The 18,424-nt window shown below is 55.1% G+C and carries 11 protein-coding genes; 3 read left to right on the top strand and 8 right to left on the bottom strand.

Annotated features, from left to right (window positions below):
- Window positions 1-6: 6 nt before the first annotated feature.
- The 5 genes from HMPREF3164_RS07165 to HMPREF3164_RS07145 form a co-directional block, all read right to left on the bottom strand.
- On the bottom strand, window positions 7-951 hold the full coding sequence (locus HMPREF3164_RS07165; protein ID WP_070449976.1) for a DUF3800 domain-containing protein: 945 nt from the start codon (window positions 949-951) through the stop codon (window positions 7-9).
- A 160-nt stretch (window positions 952-1,111) separates the two neighbouring features.
- Window positions 1,112-2,398, bottom strand: a complete 1,287-nt coding sequence (locus HMPREF3164_RS07160) for an adenylosuccinate synthase (protein WP_048752775.1) — start codon at window positions 2,396-2,398, stop codon at window positions 1,112-1,114.
- Between the two features lie 290 nt (window positions 2,399-2,688).
- Window positions 2,689-3,177, bottom strand: a complete 489-nt coding sequence (locus HMPREF3164_RS07155) for a DUF4870 domain-containing protein (RefSeq protein ID WP_070449974.1) — start codon at window positions 3,175-3,177, stop codon at window positions 2,689-2,691.
- 56 nt (window positions 3,178-3,233) lie between these two features.
- Window positions 3,234-3,797, bottom strand: coding sequence for a DUF4870 domain-containing protein (locus tag HMPREF3164_RS07150; RefSeq protein ID WP_070449971.1), 564 nt, complete (start codon window positions 3,795-3,797; stop codon window positions 3,234-3,236).
- A gap of 114 nt (window positions 3,798-3,911) precedes the next feature.
- Complete coding sequence (locus HMPREF3164_RS07145) at window positions 3,912-4,598, bottom strand: DUF4870 domain-containing protein (protein ID WP_246822638.1); 687 nt, start codon at window positions 4,596-4,598, stop codon at window positions 3,912-3,914.
- A 275-nt stretch (window positions 4,599-4,873) separates the two neighbouring features.
- On the opposite strand from HMPREF3164_RS07145, the gene HMPREF3164_RS07140 reads away from it, so the two are divergent.
- Together HMPREF3164_RS07140 and HMPREF3164_RS07135 are read left to right on the top strand one after the other, a co-directional pair.
- Window positions 4,874-8,815 (top strand): S8 family serine peptidase, encoded by a 3,942-nt coding sequence (locus tag HMPREF3164_RS07140; RefSeq protein ID WP_070449965.1) that lies wholly within the window; start codon window positions 4,874-4,876, stop codon window positions 8,813-8,815.
- 158 nt (window positions 8,816-8,973) lie between these two features.
- Entirely contained in the window at window positions 8,974-12,495 is a 3,522-nt protein-coding gene (locus HMPREF3164_RS07135; protein ID WP_083297360.1) for a S8 family peptidase, read from the top strand.
- A 339-nt stretch (window positions 12,496-12,834) separates the two neighbouring features.
- Here HMPREF3164_RS07135 and HMPREF3164_RS07130 read toward each other — a convergent pair whose 3' ends face one another.
- The gene (locus tag HMPREF3164_RS07130; RefSeq protein WP_048752768.1) at window positions 12,835-13,305 is read right to left on the bottom strand and encodes a DUF4870 domain-containing protein; all 471 of its coding nucleotides are present in this window, start codon (window positions 13,303-13,305) and stop codon (window positions 12,835-12,837) included.
- Between the two features lie 249 nt (window positions 13,306-13,554).
- Between HMPREF3164_RS07130 and nadE the strand changes: the two genes are divergently transcribed.
- On the top strand, window positions 13,555-14,385 hold the full coding sequence (gene nadE / locus HMPREF3164_RS07125) for an ammonia-dependent NAD(+) synthetase (RefSeq protein ID WP_048754615.1): 831 nt from the start codon (window positions 13,555-13,557) through the stop codon (window positions 14,383-14,385).
- A 40-nt stretch (window positions 14,386-14,425) separates the two neighbouring features.
- On the opposite strand, the gene HMPREF3164_RS07120 is transcribed toward nadE, so the two are convergent.
- Window positions 14,426-15,886 (bottom strand): MATE family efflux transporter, encoded by a 1,461-nt coding sequence (locus HMPREF3164_RS07120; protein ID WP_048754616.1) that lies wholly within the window; start codon window positions 15,884-15,886, stop codon window positions 14,426-14,428.
- 488 nt (window positions 15,887-16,374) lie between these two features.
- Window positions 16,375-17,976, bottom strand: a complete 1,602-nt coding sequence (locus tag HMPREF3164_RS07115) for an MATE family efflux transporter (RefSeq protein WP_065425161.1) — start codon at window positions 17,974-17,976, stop codon at window positions 16,375-16,377.
- Window positions 17,977-18,424: the final 448 nt, after the last annotated feature.

Here is an 18,424-nt window from a genome sequence, read left to right as displayed (position 1 = left end):
TCATCCCTACAACAGATTTGAAGCCCTGGCGACCTTTTGTAGTGCCTCCCAAGATCCCTGTGAAATATTTGATCCACCTATACTACTCGCAGAAAACTTAGGTCTGCATTCATGAAGGACTTCTGAATTATGAATATCATCAGTATATCCATAAAATTCCATTTTAGACTCATATGTAAATATTTTATTTACGAATAATAATTTCATATCGTTTTCAGGGACATAGTGTTCCCATCCGTCATCCAGTTGATAGAATATAAATTTTGAAAGAAATGCAGAAACCCAATCAGCAAATTGAATATTAGCAGATATAGAGCTATCAATATGCATAGGAGGCTCTACAATTTTATCCATTTCCGGGTATTTAGAGCTTCGTGAGAAAATATGTGCGTACGCCAAACTCATATAGGGCTTCCTTTCATTCTCATTAATCTGATCCATCATCACCATAATATTCTCGTCGCTTACGACTGCATGACGCGCCAGACGATTTAATACTTGGCGCATAATAAAATCATGCATGTCATCCATCCATTGACGCAGACCTCCTTCATCTCGTTTACTGTATCTATAATCTAGAGATTTATTAATTTCTGGAAAAGTCCCTCGTGGTTTTTCTTTGACAAAATAAAATATTTTACCGCCAAGATAATTGAGTTTATTAACTAATTTCATAAAGTATTTAATATTTTGAAGATATAATTTATATGTATTAACCCTGAATACATCAGATCCTTTAACTTCAAATCGCCCGGGAATGTCAGATTTATTATATTCCTCTCTGTAAAGCCTATTTCTAATACTCACAAAGTACGCTCCAAATTCACGAGCCTTATCATCGGGAATAATAAATCCCGCGTAACCAAAAGCTGGGGAAGTATTGTACTTAGGATGATCTTTAGAAACATACTCTGTCCTAGACCCAATCTCATCAATATATGTCAGCAACATGAAAAAATCCTACCTAGCCTTAGATACACGTGATGCCGCAACTTCTAAAGTTACGGCATCCGGAACGGCGTTCTGAGGGGCCAAACCCCACTACTACCGATAATTAATCTACCGGTTTTCAGAACGTTCTGTCAATAGAATCCTTCAGATTATGACGAGCCTAATCCATCAAATCGCGGACCACGATGGTTTGGTCGCGGTCGGGGCCTACGCCGATCGCCGAGATGCGGCAGCCGGAAAGTTCTTCAAGCTTATGCACATACTTGCGGGCGTTCTCGGGCAGCTCGTCCAGGGTTTTCGCATCCGAAATGCTCTCGTTCCAGCCGTCGAAGTACTCGTAAATCGGCTTCGCGTGGTGAAAATCGGTCTGCGTCATCGGTATTTCGTCAAAGCGCACGCCGTCCACCTCATACGCCACGCATACGGGGACCTTCTCAAGGCCGGTAAGTACATCCAGCTTGGTGATAAACAGGTCGGTAAACCCGTTGATGCGCACCGCCTGGCGCGCAAGCACCGCATCGTACCAGCCGCATCGGCGCGGACGCCCCGTGTTCACGCCGAACTCGCCGCCGGTTGTGCGCAGAAAATCGCCCATCTTATCGAAGAGTTCGGTGGGGAACGGGCCAGCACCCACGCGGGTGGTGTATGCCTTCTGAATACCAATCACGCGAGAAATACGGGTGGGGCCAACACCCGATCCCACGCAGGCGCCCCCGGCGGTCGGGTTTGAGGAGGTCACGAACGGGTAGGTACCGTGATCAACGTCGAGGAAGGTCGCCTGGCCGCCCTCCATGAGCAGGGTTTTACCCTCATCCAGTGCCTTATTGAGCAGCTGAGTAGTATCAACGATCATGGGTTTGAGCCGCTCGGCGTAAGACATGAAATAGTCCACGATTTCGTCTGCCTCAACATGGCGGCGGTTATAGACCTTCACGAGCAGCTGGTTTTTCTGCCGCAGCGCGCCTTCAACCTTTTGCCGCAGAATCGACTCATCCAAAATATCCTGCACGCGAATACCCAGGCGCCCTACCTTATCCATATAGGCGGGTCCAATACCGCGCCCGGTCGTGCCAATCGCACGCTTCCCCAAGAAACGTTCGGTGACCTTATCCATCGTCTGGTGGTACGGTGCCACAAGGTGAGCATTTGCCGAGATTTTGAGTTTAGAGGTGTCGGCGCCGCGCGCCTGCAGACCCTCAATCTCAGAGAAAAGTGCCTCCGGGTTCACCACCACGCCGTTGCCGATCACAGGCGTTGCGTTCTCGCTCAGAATGCCGGCGGGAAGCAGCTTAAGCTCAAATTTTTGGCCGTTCACCACCACGGTATGCCCAGCGTTGTTGCCGCCGTTCGGCTTGACCACGTAGTCCGCGCGGGGTCCAAGCAGGTCGGTTGCCTTACCTTTACCTTCATCGCCCCACTGGGCGCCCACGATCACAACAGCTGACATTCTTGCTCCTCTAGGATGTACTCCCCGCCGTTTCGGCGGCCGTGCGCGGGTTCTTCAAACCCTCTTAGGCACACATTTGTTAATCATAACGCGACCCTGTGAAGGTGCATCTATTATTTAGCGATTGCAACACATTTTTCCGTGGGTTTCTGCGGCGTAAACCCCGTGATTCGGCGGTAAAAGCCGCTTTGGAGGGCCAGCATACAGGATGCGCGCCCGGGGCAACCTGCCGCGAGCGCGCATCCATGAATTATGCCCGGGTATATGCCCCAGGTACCGCATGAACCTTCTTATTTGAGAATCTTGATGAAGGTCATGGGGTAGTCGTACATTTCACCGCGATTAGCCGCGATAGCGCCTAAGATGTGGAAGATAATCATGAGTATGCCGGTGACTGATACCACCAAAAACCATATCGGAGACAGGATGAAGAGGGTGATAACCATCAGGAGGAATGCGGCGGTGTTAATAACCCACATGGAGAAGTTGAAATTGAAGGCGCGGCGCGATGATTCTTTGGTGAATTCGTAGCCGGGCTTGTCTTTGTAGATTAGCCAGAAGATGAGCGGGGCTATGAAGCTCAGCGTGTTCAGCGACAGCAGCATGGCGAGAAGCGATGAGAGGTGCGCGAATATCGCCATGTTTTTTGCGTCCGGGGTAATACCTTGGTGGTTATATTCTGGCCGTTGCTGGCTGTACCCCGGACCCGGCTGTTGGTTATAACCGGGCTGATTCTGGTAGTTCGGCTGTCCGTTGTTGTAGTTAGGGTCGTAGGTCATAAGAACCTCCTCAATGCAGCGTGTTGGGCTGTGTTTTACAGTATATGCCGCCTACCTTAACGCAACATGGGAATCGTGGGGAGAGGATATTTGTAGTCCTCACCGGAATTTGCTTTGACCGCCCCGATAATGTGGAACACGACAGCGGTAACGCCCAAGCCCGCGATCAGAAGCCACAGTATGGGAAACATCGCAAAGAACAGCATAAATGGTTCGCCGGATTGGCTTTGCGCCCCTAGGATGAGGGATATTACCATCAGCAGAACCAGCAGCAGGAATGAACTAAAGATAATGATAACTAAGGTCACACCCAGGTTGAAGGCTCGTGCGGCAGCATTGCGTACCCGCTCATAGCCGGGCTTGTCTTTGTAAACCGCCCAGAAGATCAGCGGAATTAAGAATCCTGCAATCCCGGAAAGATGCGCGAGCATCGCCATATTGTTAACGTCGGTGGGCTGCTGTATCACGTAGACCGGCTGCCCGTAACCCGGTTGTGGGTAGCCTTGGCTCGGCTGCTGTGGGCCGTATCCCGGCGGGTATGGCTGCTGGCCCTGGTTAGGCTGTGGATTCTGCTGATAAGGGTCTTGGTTGGGGTCAAAATTTGGGTTTGACTGGCTCATGTTTTCACCTGTTCTGTGTGTTGTCGTCTTTGTGTTTCGTGTTCAAGCTTTTCACGGCGTCCATCTTCAAGGGCTTGCTCAAAGCTCCTGCCCGACGCGCCCGCCGTCTCGGTACTATCGCAGGATAGGCAGGGTGGGCAGAGGGTACTTATAGTCTTCACCAGAGTTTGATTTAACCGCGGCAATAATCTGGAAAATAATCATCATAATCTGGACAACGCAGCTTATCAGAACCATGAGGGTTATGGGTGCGAACATACCCATGGCACTGGAAAAAGCGGTGCTCGGGTCGTTGGTCGATGCCATACCGGGTACGACCATCGTAAAAATATAGACAAACCCGCTCAGCAGGGTGATAAGAACAATCAGGTATCCCGTTAGCCCAAAATTGAAGGCCCGCGCGGCGGCGCGGCGTGCCAGTTCGTACCCGGGTTTATCTTTGTAGATAGCCCAGATAACGAGTGGAATAATAAACCCACCTAAAAGCCCGGAAAGATGTCCCCACATGGCAACCGTACTGACATCGTTGGTTTGTTGAGTCACGTATATAGGCTGCCCCGGTGGGTACGGCTGTTGGTACTGTCCCTGGTTAGGTTGCGGGTTCTGCTGATAGGGGTTGTGGTTGGGATCAAAATTTGGCTGACTCATGACAATATTCCATTCTTGAGGCTGCTGCCCCACCCCGTCGGGTCTGATGCAGACTTCCATGCGAGCCGGGCACAGCATCCTTACCGTGCTCGACGATACGAGCAACTCAGCTTCGACAAGGTTTTTATTCGGTGTTTTTGGTCTTTTTATCATAGCGCGCACCATATTTATACGGTAGATTTTTGTGGCACGAATACCGGGTGTTTTGAGGGAATATATAAACTATAGAAGTAAAGAATTTACATTTATGTATAAATTTTATAAATATTTTTGGTGTCCTTGATAAAACTTTAGAGTAAAACTTCTTAGAATTGATAGTGCAAGACACATCGTTGTTTTTTAAAACGCGATGCGCTCGCATATCACACCGAACCATAGTTACCAAAAGTGCTGACTCGGGTTCGACACTATCAAACACAAGGAGCATCATGGCATCCACCAACACCTGGCGGGCGTGCACCCGCATCGGGTTATCGGCGGTTCTGGGGCTCGGTCTTATCGCCTCCACGGCGGTACCACTCAACGCAGCAGAGACACCGTTGAGAGGGCAAGACCCAGACCTGAGAACCTCACAACAGCACACGCAGCAGCAGGTACTCTCCCCCAGCATGCTAAAGGCGCAGGGCACCATACCGGTTTACGTCAAGTTCAAGGGTCAAGGCGCCTATGAGCAAACCCAGCCGCGGGCGGTTCTGCAGAACAGGCAGGCACCCGTGAACGCTCAGGCACAGGTGCAGGCGATCAAGACCCGCGTAGAGTCACAGGCGCAGTCCGTAGCGGGAGAATCGCACGCGAAAGTTCTATACACCACCCATAACGTGATGCCGGGCGTGGCGCTCATGGGTGATGCCCAGGCGATTCGTGATCTCGCATCCCGCCCGGATGTTGAGCGCATTAGCCCGATCGTGCCGAAATACCGTCAAAATGCGGGTTCTGTCGTCGATACCGGAGCCGCCGAAAATTGGGCGCGGCAAAACACCGGGTATACCGGCAAGGGCATCAAGATTGCGGTGATCGACTCGGGCATTGATTATACGCACGCCGACTTTGGCGGGCCCGGTACGAAAGAAGCCTTTGACGAGGCCACGAAACTCACCAATATGCCAGAAGCATCCTCCGGTCTCTACGACCCCGCGAAGTTCTTAGGCGGGTACGATCTTGCCGGTGACGACTATAACGGACTGAACACGGCAGTGCCCGATAACAACCCGATCGACTGCATCAGCGGCGGTCACGGCACCCACGTGGCGGGTACCGCGGCAGGTTGGGGCGTGGATGCACAAGGCAAGACCTTCCGCGGCGACTACTCCACGCTGACACCCGAGAAACTGGGCGAGATGAAGATCGGTCCCGGTTCTGCACCGGATGCTCAGCTGTACAGCTTCCGCGTCTTCGGGTGCAGCGGTGCCACCAACCTGGTGGGTCAGGCTCTCGATAAGGTGCTCGACCCCAACGGCGACGGCGATTTCTCAGACCGCGCGCAGGTGGTGAACATGTCTCTTGGCGGCGAGTTCTCCCCCGAAGATGACCCGGAATCCTACGCCGTCGAAACGCTGTTCCGCCAGGGTGTGCTCGCCGTTGTCTCGGCGGGTAACGCGAATGGATACAACGGTGTAGGCGATACCTACTCGGACTCTGGCCAGCCCGCGAACGCCATTTCGGCGCTGACGGTGGCGAACTCGGTGGGTTCAACCTACGCCATGGATGCGGCGCAGATTCTTGCACCCAGCCAGATTGCCGGGAAGATTCCGGGCGACTATTCGGTGGACTACAACTACTCGAAAGCCTCCGAAGAGACCCTGCGGGGTAAGGTCGTTGCGGCGCCCGCATCAAATAAGTTCGGGTGTGAGGCATTCAGCGCTGAAGACGCCGCCAAGCTCAAAGACCGATGGGTCTTTATCGAGTGGGCGAACGAGGACGGTACTATTTCGTGCGGCTCGAAAGTCCGTTTCGACAATGCTGAGAAAGCTGGCGCTAAGGGCGTCGTCCTGTCCTCCCAGGAAGAGCGTGCCGAACTGGGGATCGCCGGGAACGAAACTATTCCGGGCTTCAGGGTGGCGAAGAGCGCATCCGATAAGGTTCGCGAGGCTGCACAGGCTGGCACCCTAGAGATTCGCCTGGGCGAAGACCTCAAGGGTGGTCTGCGTGTTCAGAGCGGTAAATTCGATGAGCTGACAACTTCGAGCGCACGCGGGTTCCACGGCTCGTACGGGTACACGAAGCCCGATCTCGCTGCACCGGGGAATAATATTTCCTCTGCTGCCGTGGGTACCGGAACGGGCTCGATTCAGTACACGGGTACGTCGATGTCTGCACCCTTTGCCTCCGGTGTGGCGGCGCAGGTGTTGCAGGCGCATCAGGATTATTCGCCGATTCAGATCAAGGCGGCGATGATGAACAGCGCAGATCATGACCTGCACGATGCCGCCGGGCATACCTACGCGGTGGATCGCGTGGGTTCAGGGCGCATTGATGCGAAGGCCGCTGTTGATACCCGCGTGCTTCTGTACAACGCAGACCGTCCCGAGCAGGTCTCGCAGACTTTCGGCGTGCTGGAATATGCGGCAGACGCAGGCCAGCAGTCGCTCACTCGCGAGATGACGATCGAGAATTTCGATTCCAAGGCGCACACCTACTCGATTTCCTATGCGGGAAGCACCGATATGCCCGGTGTTGAATTCTCGATGCCTTCCAGCATTACGGTGCAGCCGGGTGAGAAGAAGAATTTCCAGGTGAAGGTCACGATCGACCCGGCACGCATGGAGAAAACTATGGACCCGGCGATGGAAAAGACCCAGTCCTCCATCGACCTGAACACGGGTAAGACCCTAGTTCCCGAGCAGGCGCGGCAGTTTATCGCCTCCGAATCCGGGCGTATTAAGCTGACCGAGGGCGACCAAACCCTGCGCGTTTCCCTGCATGCGGCGCCCAAACCGGTTTCGACCATGAAGGTTGCGGGCAATAACGTGGAGGTTCCCTCCGGCTCCTCCAAGACGCGAGTCACGTTAGAGGGCACCGAGCTGAACCAGGGCGGATACCGCTCCCTGCTGGGAGCCTTCGAGTGGGGCGCATCGGTGAATCGTGTTAACCCGAGCAACCTGTGGGTCAGCAGCGATATGAAGGCGAACCTGCAGCATGTGGGTGCGGCCTCGAACGCGCCCGCGCTCAAGGATGCGGGTAAAGACCCGAACGAAGGCACGCTTTCCTTCGGCATCAGCACGTGGAGGAACTGGGATGTGATCTCTGAGGAAAACACCTTCACGGTCAATATCGATACGGACGGCAATAACCGCGCCGATTACGTGCTCAAAACCGACCGTTCCGCAGGGTTGGACTTCCCGATCGTGCGCCTGCTGGGCTACAAGAACGGGTCTTTGGAACAGCTCGCCTACTATCCGCTCAACGGCGCCTGGGGCGATACCGATACGAACATGATGGATACGAACACACTCATCATGAGCGTGCCCCTGAAGAATCTGGGGTTGACGGCTGAGAACGCCCCGCAGATTCGCTACAGCGTTGAGTCCATCACTCAGTACGAGTGGGAGAACGTCAGCCAGACCGACTGGATTACCTACAGTCCCTTCGCCCCGAAGGTGTGGTTCAGCGGTACCGAGTCGAGCATCCCCGGACTTTTCGCGGATGCACCCACCACCGAGCTGACGCTGCACCGCGCCTCGGATGCGGGTTCGGCTAAGGCTCTCTTCCTGCACCTGCACAACGGCACCGGGGACCTTTCGGGTTCCCAGGGTGCAAGCGGCGAGCGCGCCCAGGTGCTTCCGGTGAGCGAGCAGAGCACGGAGACCCCTTCTGCCCCGCGCTTCACGGATGTGAAGGAGGGCGATATGTTCTACACCGAGATCGCTTGGCTGGCGCAGCGGCGTATCACGACCGGTTATCCGGATGGTTCGTTCCGTCCCGCCGAGAATACGAGCCGTGCCGCCATGGCAGCATATTTCTACCGCCTGGCGGGTTCGCCGCAGTTCACCGCGCCGAGCACGCCCACGTTCAAGGATGTGGCTCCCGGCGACCAGTTCTACAAGGAGATTGAGTGGTTTGCGGCGCAGCGGCTGACGACGGGGTATGCGGATGGTACCTTCCGCCCGCAGGATGCGGTTAACCGCGATGCTATGGCTGCGTTCTTCTACCGGTATGCAGGCAGCCCGGCCTTCACGGCACCGAATAAGCCCACGTTTAAGGATGTTGCCCCGAACAGTATGTTCTACCGCGAGATCGAGTGGCTTGCCGCGCAGAAGGTGACGACCGGGTGGCCGGATCAGACCTACCGCCCGCTGGAGCCTATCCACCGCGATGCGATGGCGGCGTTCCTGTACCGCTACAACCAGGGCGTGCTCAAGGCTGAGGGTTAGCCCCTTCCCCTAATCCACCCCGCGAGCAGCGGATTTTCGCCCGAGAAGGTGGGAAAATCCTACCTTTTCGGGCGTATCCCCGCTTCTTACGAGGGGTAACACATATTCACTCCGCATCATCTGTACATTGTTACCTTCAAAGGATCAAGGAGTATGATATGCCTCCGAATCATCGCAGACGAGGCGCCTTAGGGTGCCTTGCCGCCGCGACAAGTATTCTGTTAGCGCTTGGCACGCCTGCCAGCGCAGACATAAACCCGGGCGGTACCAACGAAAACGGGCAGTACGTCGCAGCCCCCACACCGCAGAGTTCAGATGCGCTCTCCCCCACCATGAAAAAGGCGGAGGGAGACGTGCTCGTCTTCGTTAAATTCAAGGGTCAGGGCGCCTACGAGCAGACCCAGCCCGACGAGGTTCTGCATAATAAACAGGAACCCGTTAAGAAGCAGGGTGAGGCCACCTCTATCAAGGATCAGGTCGAGAATCAGGCTCGCCAAGCGGCTCAGGATTCCGGTGCAGAAATACGTTATACCGTGCACAATACGATGCGCGGTGTAGCCCTGCACGGCAATGCTGAGAAAATCCGTTCTCTTGCCGGGCGGGATGATGTCGAGCGCATCACCCCCATTGTGGCGAAAAAGAGCATGAATGCTTATAGCGATATAGATTCTAAGGCCGTGCAGGCTTGGGCCGAAAGCACCGGATACACCGGCAAGGGCGTCAAGATCGCTGTGGTCGATTCCGGAATCGACTACACCCACACCGACTTTGGCGGACCCGGCACGAAAGAGGCTTACGAAAAGGCCAAGACTCTGACGGACCTGCCCGATGCCGACTCAGGGCTTATCGACCGGTCCAAAGTGGTTGGCGGTATCGACCTTGTGGGGGATGACTACAACGCTCTCGACGCGGGTTCGACCCCTAAGCCCGATAACAATCCACTCGACTGCCGTCCTGAAGGGTATGGAACCGGCGGGCACGGCACCCACGTAGCGGGTACCGCGGCGGGGTACGGGGTGAATGCCGACGGCAGTACCTTCCGCGGCGACTACTCCAAACTCACCGAAAACGATCTCAAGAACATGAAGATCGGTCCCGGTTCCGCCCCCGAGGCGCAGCTGCTGAGCATCCGCGTGTTCGGATGCCAGGGCAGCTCAAACGTGGTGATGCAGGGGCTCGACCGTGCCTTAGATCCCAATGAGGACGGCGACTTCTCGGATCGCGCCAATATCATCAACCTGTCCCTCGGCAGCGAATTTTCTCCGGCTGATGACCCTGACTCCGCTATGGTGGATGCCCTCGCGCAGCAAGGTATTCTCACCGTCACGGCGGCGGGTAACGCTAATGAGTTCAACGGCGTGGGTGATACCTACTCGGATTCGGGCAGCCCCGCCAACGCCGCATCCAGCATTTCGGTTGCGAACGCCAATGGCACTATGAGCGTGTCTGATCAGCTCAAAATTGTCAGCCCCGAAAACGGAATTCCCCTTGATTTTATTGACGGCATCTTTAGGGACTTTAAGTTTATTGATGGTGACTATTCGCTCAATTTCCCCCTCGATAAGGCACCTGCCGATAAACGCACCGGCTATGTCACCCTCGCGCCCGAACGCAACCATGACGGCTGTAAACCCTTCACCCCGGAAGAGGCTGAAAAGATCAAGGGTAAATGGGTGATGCTCGACTGGGAAGTAGACTACACCTACAAGGTCAACTGTTCCTCCGCCGAACGTTTCGATCATGTTGCCCAGGCGGGTGGCACGGGCGTGCTGCTCGTCCTCAAGGACTATCCTGCCCAACAAGGGTTTGGCGGTAACGCCACGATCCCCGGGTTCCGCATTAACACCGCCTTCGCCGCAGACATAAAACCCTACGTGGAGGCCGGAACTTTCAAGGTTGAAGCGAATGAGGCTTATAAGAAGGCAACGCATATTCCTACCAGGCTCGAATTCGGCCTCAATTCTATGAGTTCTCGCGGACAGCACGGCACCGAAGGATTCATCAAACCCGATGTTGCTGCGCCGGGAGTTGATATTTTTTCGGCGTCAGTCGGCCAGGGCACCGAAGGGGTTTACAACACCGGAACCTCAATGGCGGCACCGCATGTCTCCGGCATTGCCGCGCAGGTGATGCAGGCGCATCCAGACTATACCCCGGCTATGGTGAAGGCTGCGATCATGAACAGCGCAGACACCAATGTCACCAACAATTCAGGATATAAATATGCTGTTGATCGTGTGGGGTCTGGCTTCGTGAACGCCAAGAAGGCGGTTAACGCGAAGGTTCTGGTCAACAATGAGGAAACTCCCGAACGGGTTTCCCTATCATTCGGCGTTCTCGAATATCCTCTCGATGGCGAAGACCATACCGTAACCCGCAATATTGTCGTGCGGAATATGGATTCGGTGGCTCACACCTACGAGCTTTCGTACCAGAATGGTCCCGAAATCCCTGGTTCAGGTCCCGAAGTACCGCCCCTGGTGACCGTAGAACCGGGTGAGACCGTCAAAGTTCCTATCACCTTCTCGACTTACACCCCCTTCCTGGAAAAGACCATGGATCCCACCCTGGAGAAAGAGCAAACTGCCATGGCCTATACTGATGGGCAGTACCAGCCTATTATCTCGGGCAAACGTCAGTATATTGCGAGCGTCTCCGGCCGCATACTCCTTAAGGACGCGAACCAGGACGATTGGGAGGAGCTTATACGCCTGCCCGTTCATGCGGCGCCGAAGCCTATCTCTACGATGAAGGTTCAAGGCTCTGAGATTCAGTTTGAGAATGGTAAAGCCACCGAAACCACCGTCAAACTCGCCGGGCAGGATGTGAACCAGGGCGGCTACCGGTCCATGATGGGAGCCTTCGAGCTGGGGGCTGCAAGCCCGCGCATCCCCACCGAGAATTTGGATCTTCCCTCAAGCCAGAGCATGGATCTGCAGTATGTAGGTGCCGCTTCGGACGCTCCGGCGCTCAAGGCAGCCGGGCAGAATCCGAACGACGGTAAGATCTACTTCGGTATTTCAACCTGGGGTATTTGGGATTCCATGCACCCGGGACGTCAGCTTCAGGTGACGCTCGATACCAACCGTGACGGTAAGCCCGACTACAACCTTGAGGTGGGGCCCGAAAAGGGTCTGGATTACCCACTCGTGAAGGTGTGGAAGGCGAATGGGGATACCTGGGAAATAACCAATCGGTACCCGCTTAATGGCGCTTGGGGCGATACCGATACGAACATCATGGATACAAACGTGATGGTGCTGGGTGTGCCGCTCAAGGATCTGGGTTTGACAGCTGACTCGGCTTCGAGCATTGACTATGCGGTTTCGACGAACACGTGGAGCAATGCGAAGGCTGGCGGCGACTATGTTGATGCCACCGAGAAGATCTCTTTCAACCCGTTCGCACCGAAGGTATGGTTCGAGGGTGAGAGCGCAGGTGTTCCGGGGCTCTTTGCTGACCGTAACGGCGGCGAGATGAAGGTGCACCGCGTTGAGGGCGAGAAGCCTTCGGCACTCTTCCTGCACCTGCACAACGGTACCGGAGATTTGAGCGGTCAGAACGGAGCTGCCGGTGAACGCGCCCAGGTGGTTCCGCTGAGCGAGCAGCAGCAGAGCAGTCTGCCGAGTCCGTCAGAGCCTACGGAATCTCCAAAGACAGATACGTCTTTGCCGAAATAGCGTGCAGAACCTGCCAACTATGCGTTAGCACGCTGACCTGGCTGTATACCGATTCTGGTATATAGTCCACACGGTATATAACCGATCACGAATATGCTCTCGGTTCCTCCGGCAGTGAGGGAATCGAGAGCATATTCTTATATTCCGATACTGATATAAAGCCTTGTCCGTGCCTATGTGTGAAGTTTTGGCGGGTCTCTAGCACATCGGTTTCACCACGACAGGTTATCCCGAACGATGAAACAATACCCCCGCAGTAGAAAGCTCCAGGTTTATCGAAGGAGCTTTTTACAGCGGGGGTATTGTTATCGACCCTAAGAAGCTGAGCTCTAGGTCTTACTAATCTTTCAAGATCTTCAAGGCGGGCAGCGGGTACTTATAATCCGTCTCTCCCGCATTGGCCTTCACCGCGCCAATAATGTGGCATACGAAAGCAGCAATCCCCCATATACCAACAACGATTGCCACAACCACCATGAGAATAAGGGCTACAACCGCAAGTCCACTGCTTTTCCCAGCTACAGCAACTACTGTCAAAATAATGGGAATAATCAGACCCACAATCGTTGCAATCGAAATAGTAATCGAGACGTTGAAGGCACGCGCTGCGGCACGTTTAACAACCTCGTATCCGGGCTTATCCTTATAGATCGACCACATAATAAGCGTGGCGATCCAAGTAAGCAGAATGGATATATGCGCGAACGTTGCCTTGCCCTGCGCATCCGGCGCCTGTCCCGACACCGGCTGAGGCATACCCTGTGCGGGCTGTTGGCCATATTGATTGGGGTCAAAGTTCTGTTGGCTCATGATAGTGTACTTTCATTCGAGGTCTATCAGTGCGATGTGTGAGGTTCACCGAATATTAGGCAACCTACCCTAGGCTAACAAAAATGCAAATAGTTCCGCCTGTTTTATACATCGCGACACTTTGTAGTATTTCTAGACTAAAAACAACAGTAAATTAGCTCTTTATAGCAAAAGATTCGGCTAATCTTTTAGATTAGCTGCATTAACTTTCGTTCCCTCAGCAAAACGGCGCCCGCGTACACTAGAAGTATGCGTGAACTTCAGGAAAAAATAGTGGCTGAAATGGGTGTACGCCCCAACATGACCGAGGCGCAGGCCCGCGATGAGATAACCCGGCGCGCACAATTCCTCTGCGACTATGCAAAAGCAACCGGCACCCACGGATTCGTGCTCGGCATTAGCGGCGGCATCGATTCCACACTGGCAGGCAGGCTCTGCCAACTCGCCAGCGAAAAACTCAACGCCGAAGGATACCAAGCGCAGTTCATGGCGGTACGCCTGCCCTATAAAACGCAGGTAGACGAAGAAGACGCGCAAAAAGCCCTCGAATTCATCGCCCCCGACCGTACCGTCACCTTCAATATTGCGGATGCGGTCGATGGCTTCAACACCGCCTACACGGCTGCCGTGGGCACGCCCATCAGCGACTTCAACAAGGGAAATATTAAGGCGCGTGCCCGCATGATCGCCCAGTATGCGCTCGCTGGCGACCCGTCCCTGCTGGTCGTCGGAACCGACCACGCAGCGGAATCCGTGACCGGTTTCTTCACGAAGTTCGGCGACGGAGGGGCAGATATACTGCCGCTCTCTGGACTGAATAAGCGGCAGAATCAGCTGCTTCTGAGGGTTCTGGGCGCATCCGAACGGCTGTGGGCTAAGCCGCCGACAGCCGACCTGCTTGACGGTATCCCCGGGCGCACCGACGAGGACGAACTCGGCATCACCTACCCGCAGATCGACGACTACCTGGAGGGTAAAGAAATTGACCCCGCCGTCGCCGAAAAGCTAGAGAACATCTACCTGCGCAGTAGGCATAAACGCACGGTTCCAGTGGGCATCGCCGATACGTGGTGGAAGTAAACCTTGGGTGAGGCTCGTTGCCCGGCGGCTTATTCTGTGCTTACGCTTTTTCACACCGCCGGATACGCGTGCGCCCGCTCGCCCAAAACAGCGCCACCCCGAGCGCGCACGACCCCATCTGCGTGACGGGGAAAGCCCAGGTGAGCCCGGTAAATCCAAAAAGTGTATCGCCCGCGAAGACCGTGATGAAAAAGAAAACGCCCACGCTCGCGGTCAAAACTACCGCCGCCACGCCTTTACCGCAGGCTTGGAACCAGGCGACAAGCAACATCACTAACGCATAGAAAACGGTTGAGAAAAGCAAAGCGGTGAGTACCTGGTCCCCCGTCGTGATGATGCTGGGTCCGCCCGCAAGATACAGCGCCCAGTCGCGGAACGCCCAGACCGGAATCGAGAATATCGCCGAGGTTCCGACTGAGAGCAGCACCGCGACCTTGAGTGCGGCACGCAGACGCTCCCGGTTCCCCGCACCGTAGGTATAAGCAAAAAGTGGAATACTGCCCATGCAGATACCTGTACACAGGGTTTGTGGAACCATAATCAGACGGATCGAAACGCCGAAGGAGGCGACCGCCGCATCGCCGTATTTAACCGCCAGGTTATTGAGCACCAGGGCCGAGACAACGAGGAAAAGACTCGATACCATTTGCGAGGACCCTACAGAGAGCACGGGTTTAAGCACGTCGGCAGAGAGCGTGAAATCCTTGAGCGACCACGAAAAATTCTTGCTCTTCGCGGTCAAAAACAGCATGTAATAAATAATGCAGGCGACGTTTGTCCCCATGAGAGCCCAGCCAGAGCCCGCCGCGCCCATGCGTAAAACGCCGATGAGCAGCACATCCAGCACGAGGTTGGCGAGTACTCCCCATAGCAGGCCGTACATGGATTGTTTGGCGTACCCTTCGGCGCGCACCAGCTGTTCCAGGGTAAACATACACATCCAGGGCGGGGCACCAAGGAACAGCACGGTCACGAACCAGCGAGTCGGTTCATAGGTGGCACCACCGGCACCCATCAGCCGAGTGAGCGGATCGACGAAAAAGATCCCCGCTACCGCCAGCCCTACGCCGAAGATTAGAGAAGCATAGACAGCGAAAGAGGTAACTGCGGGAATGCGTTCGGTGTTGCCCTCGCCCAGCAATCGTGCCGTGAGGGTGGATGCGCCCACCCCGAAAAGTCCCGCCAGCGCGGTAATGACGCCTACCACCGGGAACCCGAAGATAAGCGCGGCAAGGTCTTCAACCGTGCCAAAGTGCCCCACAAAATAGGAATTCACCACATTGTAAATGGCGGTGATCGCCAGCCCGGTTGCCATAGGGATACCCAGGGCAAGCAGCGCGCGCATCACCGGGGCGTCTTTGAGGAAGTAAATGTTTCGGGAGTCTTCACTCAGGTTGTTTTGATGAAGAACTTCGCGGGAAAGCTCGTCTGCACTCGCCGTCGATGCGGCCTCCCCGGCAACCTGTGTTTCGGGTACACCGAGATGCTCGGCTTGGGGCACGGTGTACCTCCTTATAGGGTAATGGTCGGTGAACATAGCGACGGCGTGCGAACGCATGGAGTATAGGCATATAAGCCTGACAAGGGTATATACCCAGTCTGGAATAATCCTGCGGCATATATATGTGCCATGCAATAACCTCACATGGCACCAATACCGCAAGTTTTTCCTTATATGCCGGTAAACGCATATAACCGGTTGGCTCTCCCTGAATGCGGGGCTGCCGCCTCGCTTATCATACACGGCTGCGCCCGTGTGGGGCATATGCAGGTCGTTCCATGACGGAATAACTTCTGATACTGCACTGCACGGCAGAACCTTATATGCGGTTTTGAGCATATTATTTCAAGCTGCTTTGCCCGATATATACCAAAAGCGTTATACAGTGGTGAAACTCTGTTTCCAGGGGTCACCGCTATATAACGCTTCAGGCATACACTCAGGTCAGAGCGTTTTCACGGGTGCGAATGACAGAAAGTGTAGACCCGCTACTCAGACTCAACCTTAATCTCGGTCACGCCGTGCTCGGGGGTGCCCGATGCGGGCGCATCCTTAACCTTAGTACCGCCGGTTGCGAAGAACAGGATCACGCCCAGTACGCACGCCGAAATCTGGGTGAAGGGGAACGCCCAGGTGAGGCCGTCGAAGCCGAACCACATATTGCCGAAGATAACTGCGGGGAAGAAGAGCAGCGCAATACCCAGGGTCATGAGCGTGGCGGGCAAGCCTTTACCGGCGGCCTGGAACCACGAGACGAACACAATGCTCACGGCATTAAACACGGCGGCAAGCATGAGCGCGACCAGTACTTTCTCGCCGGTGGCGACCAACGAGGAGTCGCCCACGAGCTCAAGAAGCTGGCGACGGAATATCAAAACGGGGGTGGTGAAGATAATGGAGGTTGCCACCGATACCATTGCGGCGGTTTTCAGGGTCGAACGCACGCGGTCTCGATTGCGAGCACCGTAGGCATAGGCGAAGAGCGGAATACCTCCCATGCAAATACCCATACACAGCATTTCAGGTACCATGTTCAGGCGCATCGCCAGCCCAAAGGCGGCCACAGAATCGTCACCGTATCCTGCCGCAATATTGTTGAGCACCAGCGCGGAAACGGTCAGGTTTGCACTCTGAATCAGTTCGGCGGCACCCACGGCGAACACGGGTTTAATAATGTCGCCGGCGATCACAAAATCGCCGGGTTTCCAGGAGAAGTTGGGGCTCTTGCGAATAAGGAACTGCAGGTAGTACACCATGGATGCGGCGTTTGCGGCGAGCATCGCCCAACCGGCACCGGCGATACCCCAGCCGAGAACCGCAATCAGCAGAACATCGAAAATTGAGTTGATGACGACGCCCCAGATAATGCCGTACATGGATTGTTTGGCGTAACCTTCGGAACGCACCAGCTGTTCCAGGGTAAACATGCCGACCGAAAACGGCGCACCCAAAAAGAGCAGGTGCACGAAGGTTTTGGTCGGTTCAAAGGATGCTCCGGAGGCGCCCATCAGGCCGGTAATCGGGTCTGCGAACAGGAACCCGGCAATGGCGACCACCATGCCACAGGCGAGCGCAGAGTACAAGGCGAATGAGGTCACATTGCGAATACGTGTCTCATTTCCTTCGCCCAGCAGACGCGACGCCAGGGTTGATGAGCCCAGACCGAACACACCCGCGATCGCCATGATGATACCGAAAACAGGTACGCCGTATCCGGTGGCGGCGAGCTCTTCGACGGTGCCGTAGTGCCCCACAAAGTAGGAGTTAATGACGTTGTAAATGCTGGTGATCGCCAGCCCTGCTGCCATGGGGATACCCAGGGAAAGAAGCGCTGTGAAAACGGGGGCATCTTTGAGCAGGTATATGTTTTTGGGATCGTCCATATTGGGCTTCCCGGGGCCTGTATCAGGTGTGGGCACAGCCGGGATGGCACCAGTGGTGGAGGGCATGGTGCCTGTCACCGCCGGAACTGCACCGGTGACGGGCGGGTTCGCCTCGGACGGCGCTACTGTGCCAAGTTTTGCTGCAGTGTTGGGTTTGTCTGCCGCGCCGGTATTTTCGGGCAGGGCGTGTGTAGGTTTATGTGTCATGAAGATGCGTTTCTTGGTCTGTGGAGTGCGCCCGTCTCTGGGGCGGCATGGCTCAGGTAATATCGGTCGGCGCTACATGCCGGATGCGGGCAGGGGACTCTATTGTACCCGTTTCCTGTTGAGAAGTAAGCCCTTCCTCCCACTGCTTTTCCTCCCGACCCTCTCCCCTGCTTCCCTCTCTAATCTCCCACGCAAAAAGGCTCTTGATGTGAATAAAGAGAGTTTTTCAACGCTTTATTCACATCAAGAGCCTTTTTATACGCTAACGCTTTTAAAGGGGAAAATTTTTGCCTAAAGCATGCGGTAAAGTTATTAGTGCCCTCTTCCCGGAGTGAGTCACCGGCACATTTCGTAGATAGTTCATTCCGTGATGACTCTCGGGGCGGATGAGCTGGAGCACCGCAGATTCCGAGTGCGCGAGGCACCAAATCTGTGTGCGGAAGGCGCG

This window comes from Rothia sp. HMSC08A08, assembly GCF_001808385.1.
Lineage (GTDB): Bacteria > Actinomycetota > Actinomycetes > Actinomycetales > Micrococcaceae > Rothia > Rothia dentocariosa.
The sequence above is the reverse complement of the archived record's forward strand: the minus strand, read 5'-3'. Positions and strand labels throughout refer to the sequence as shown.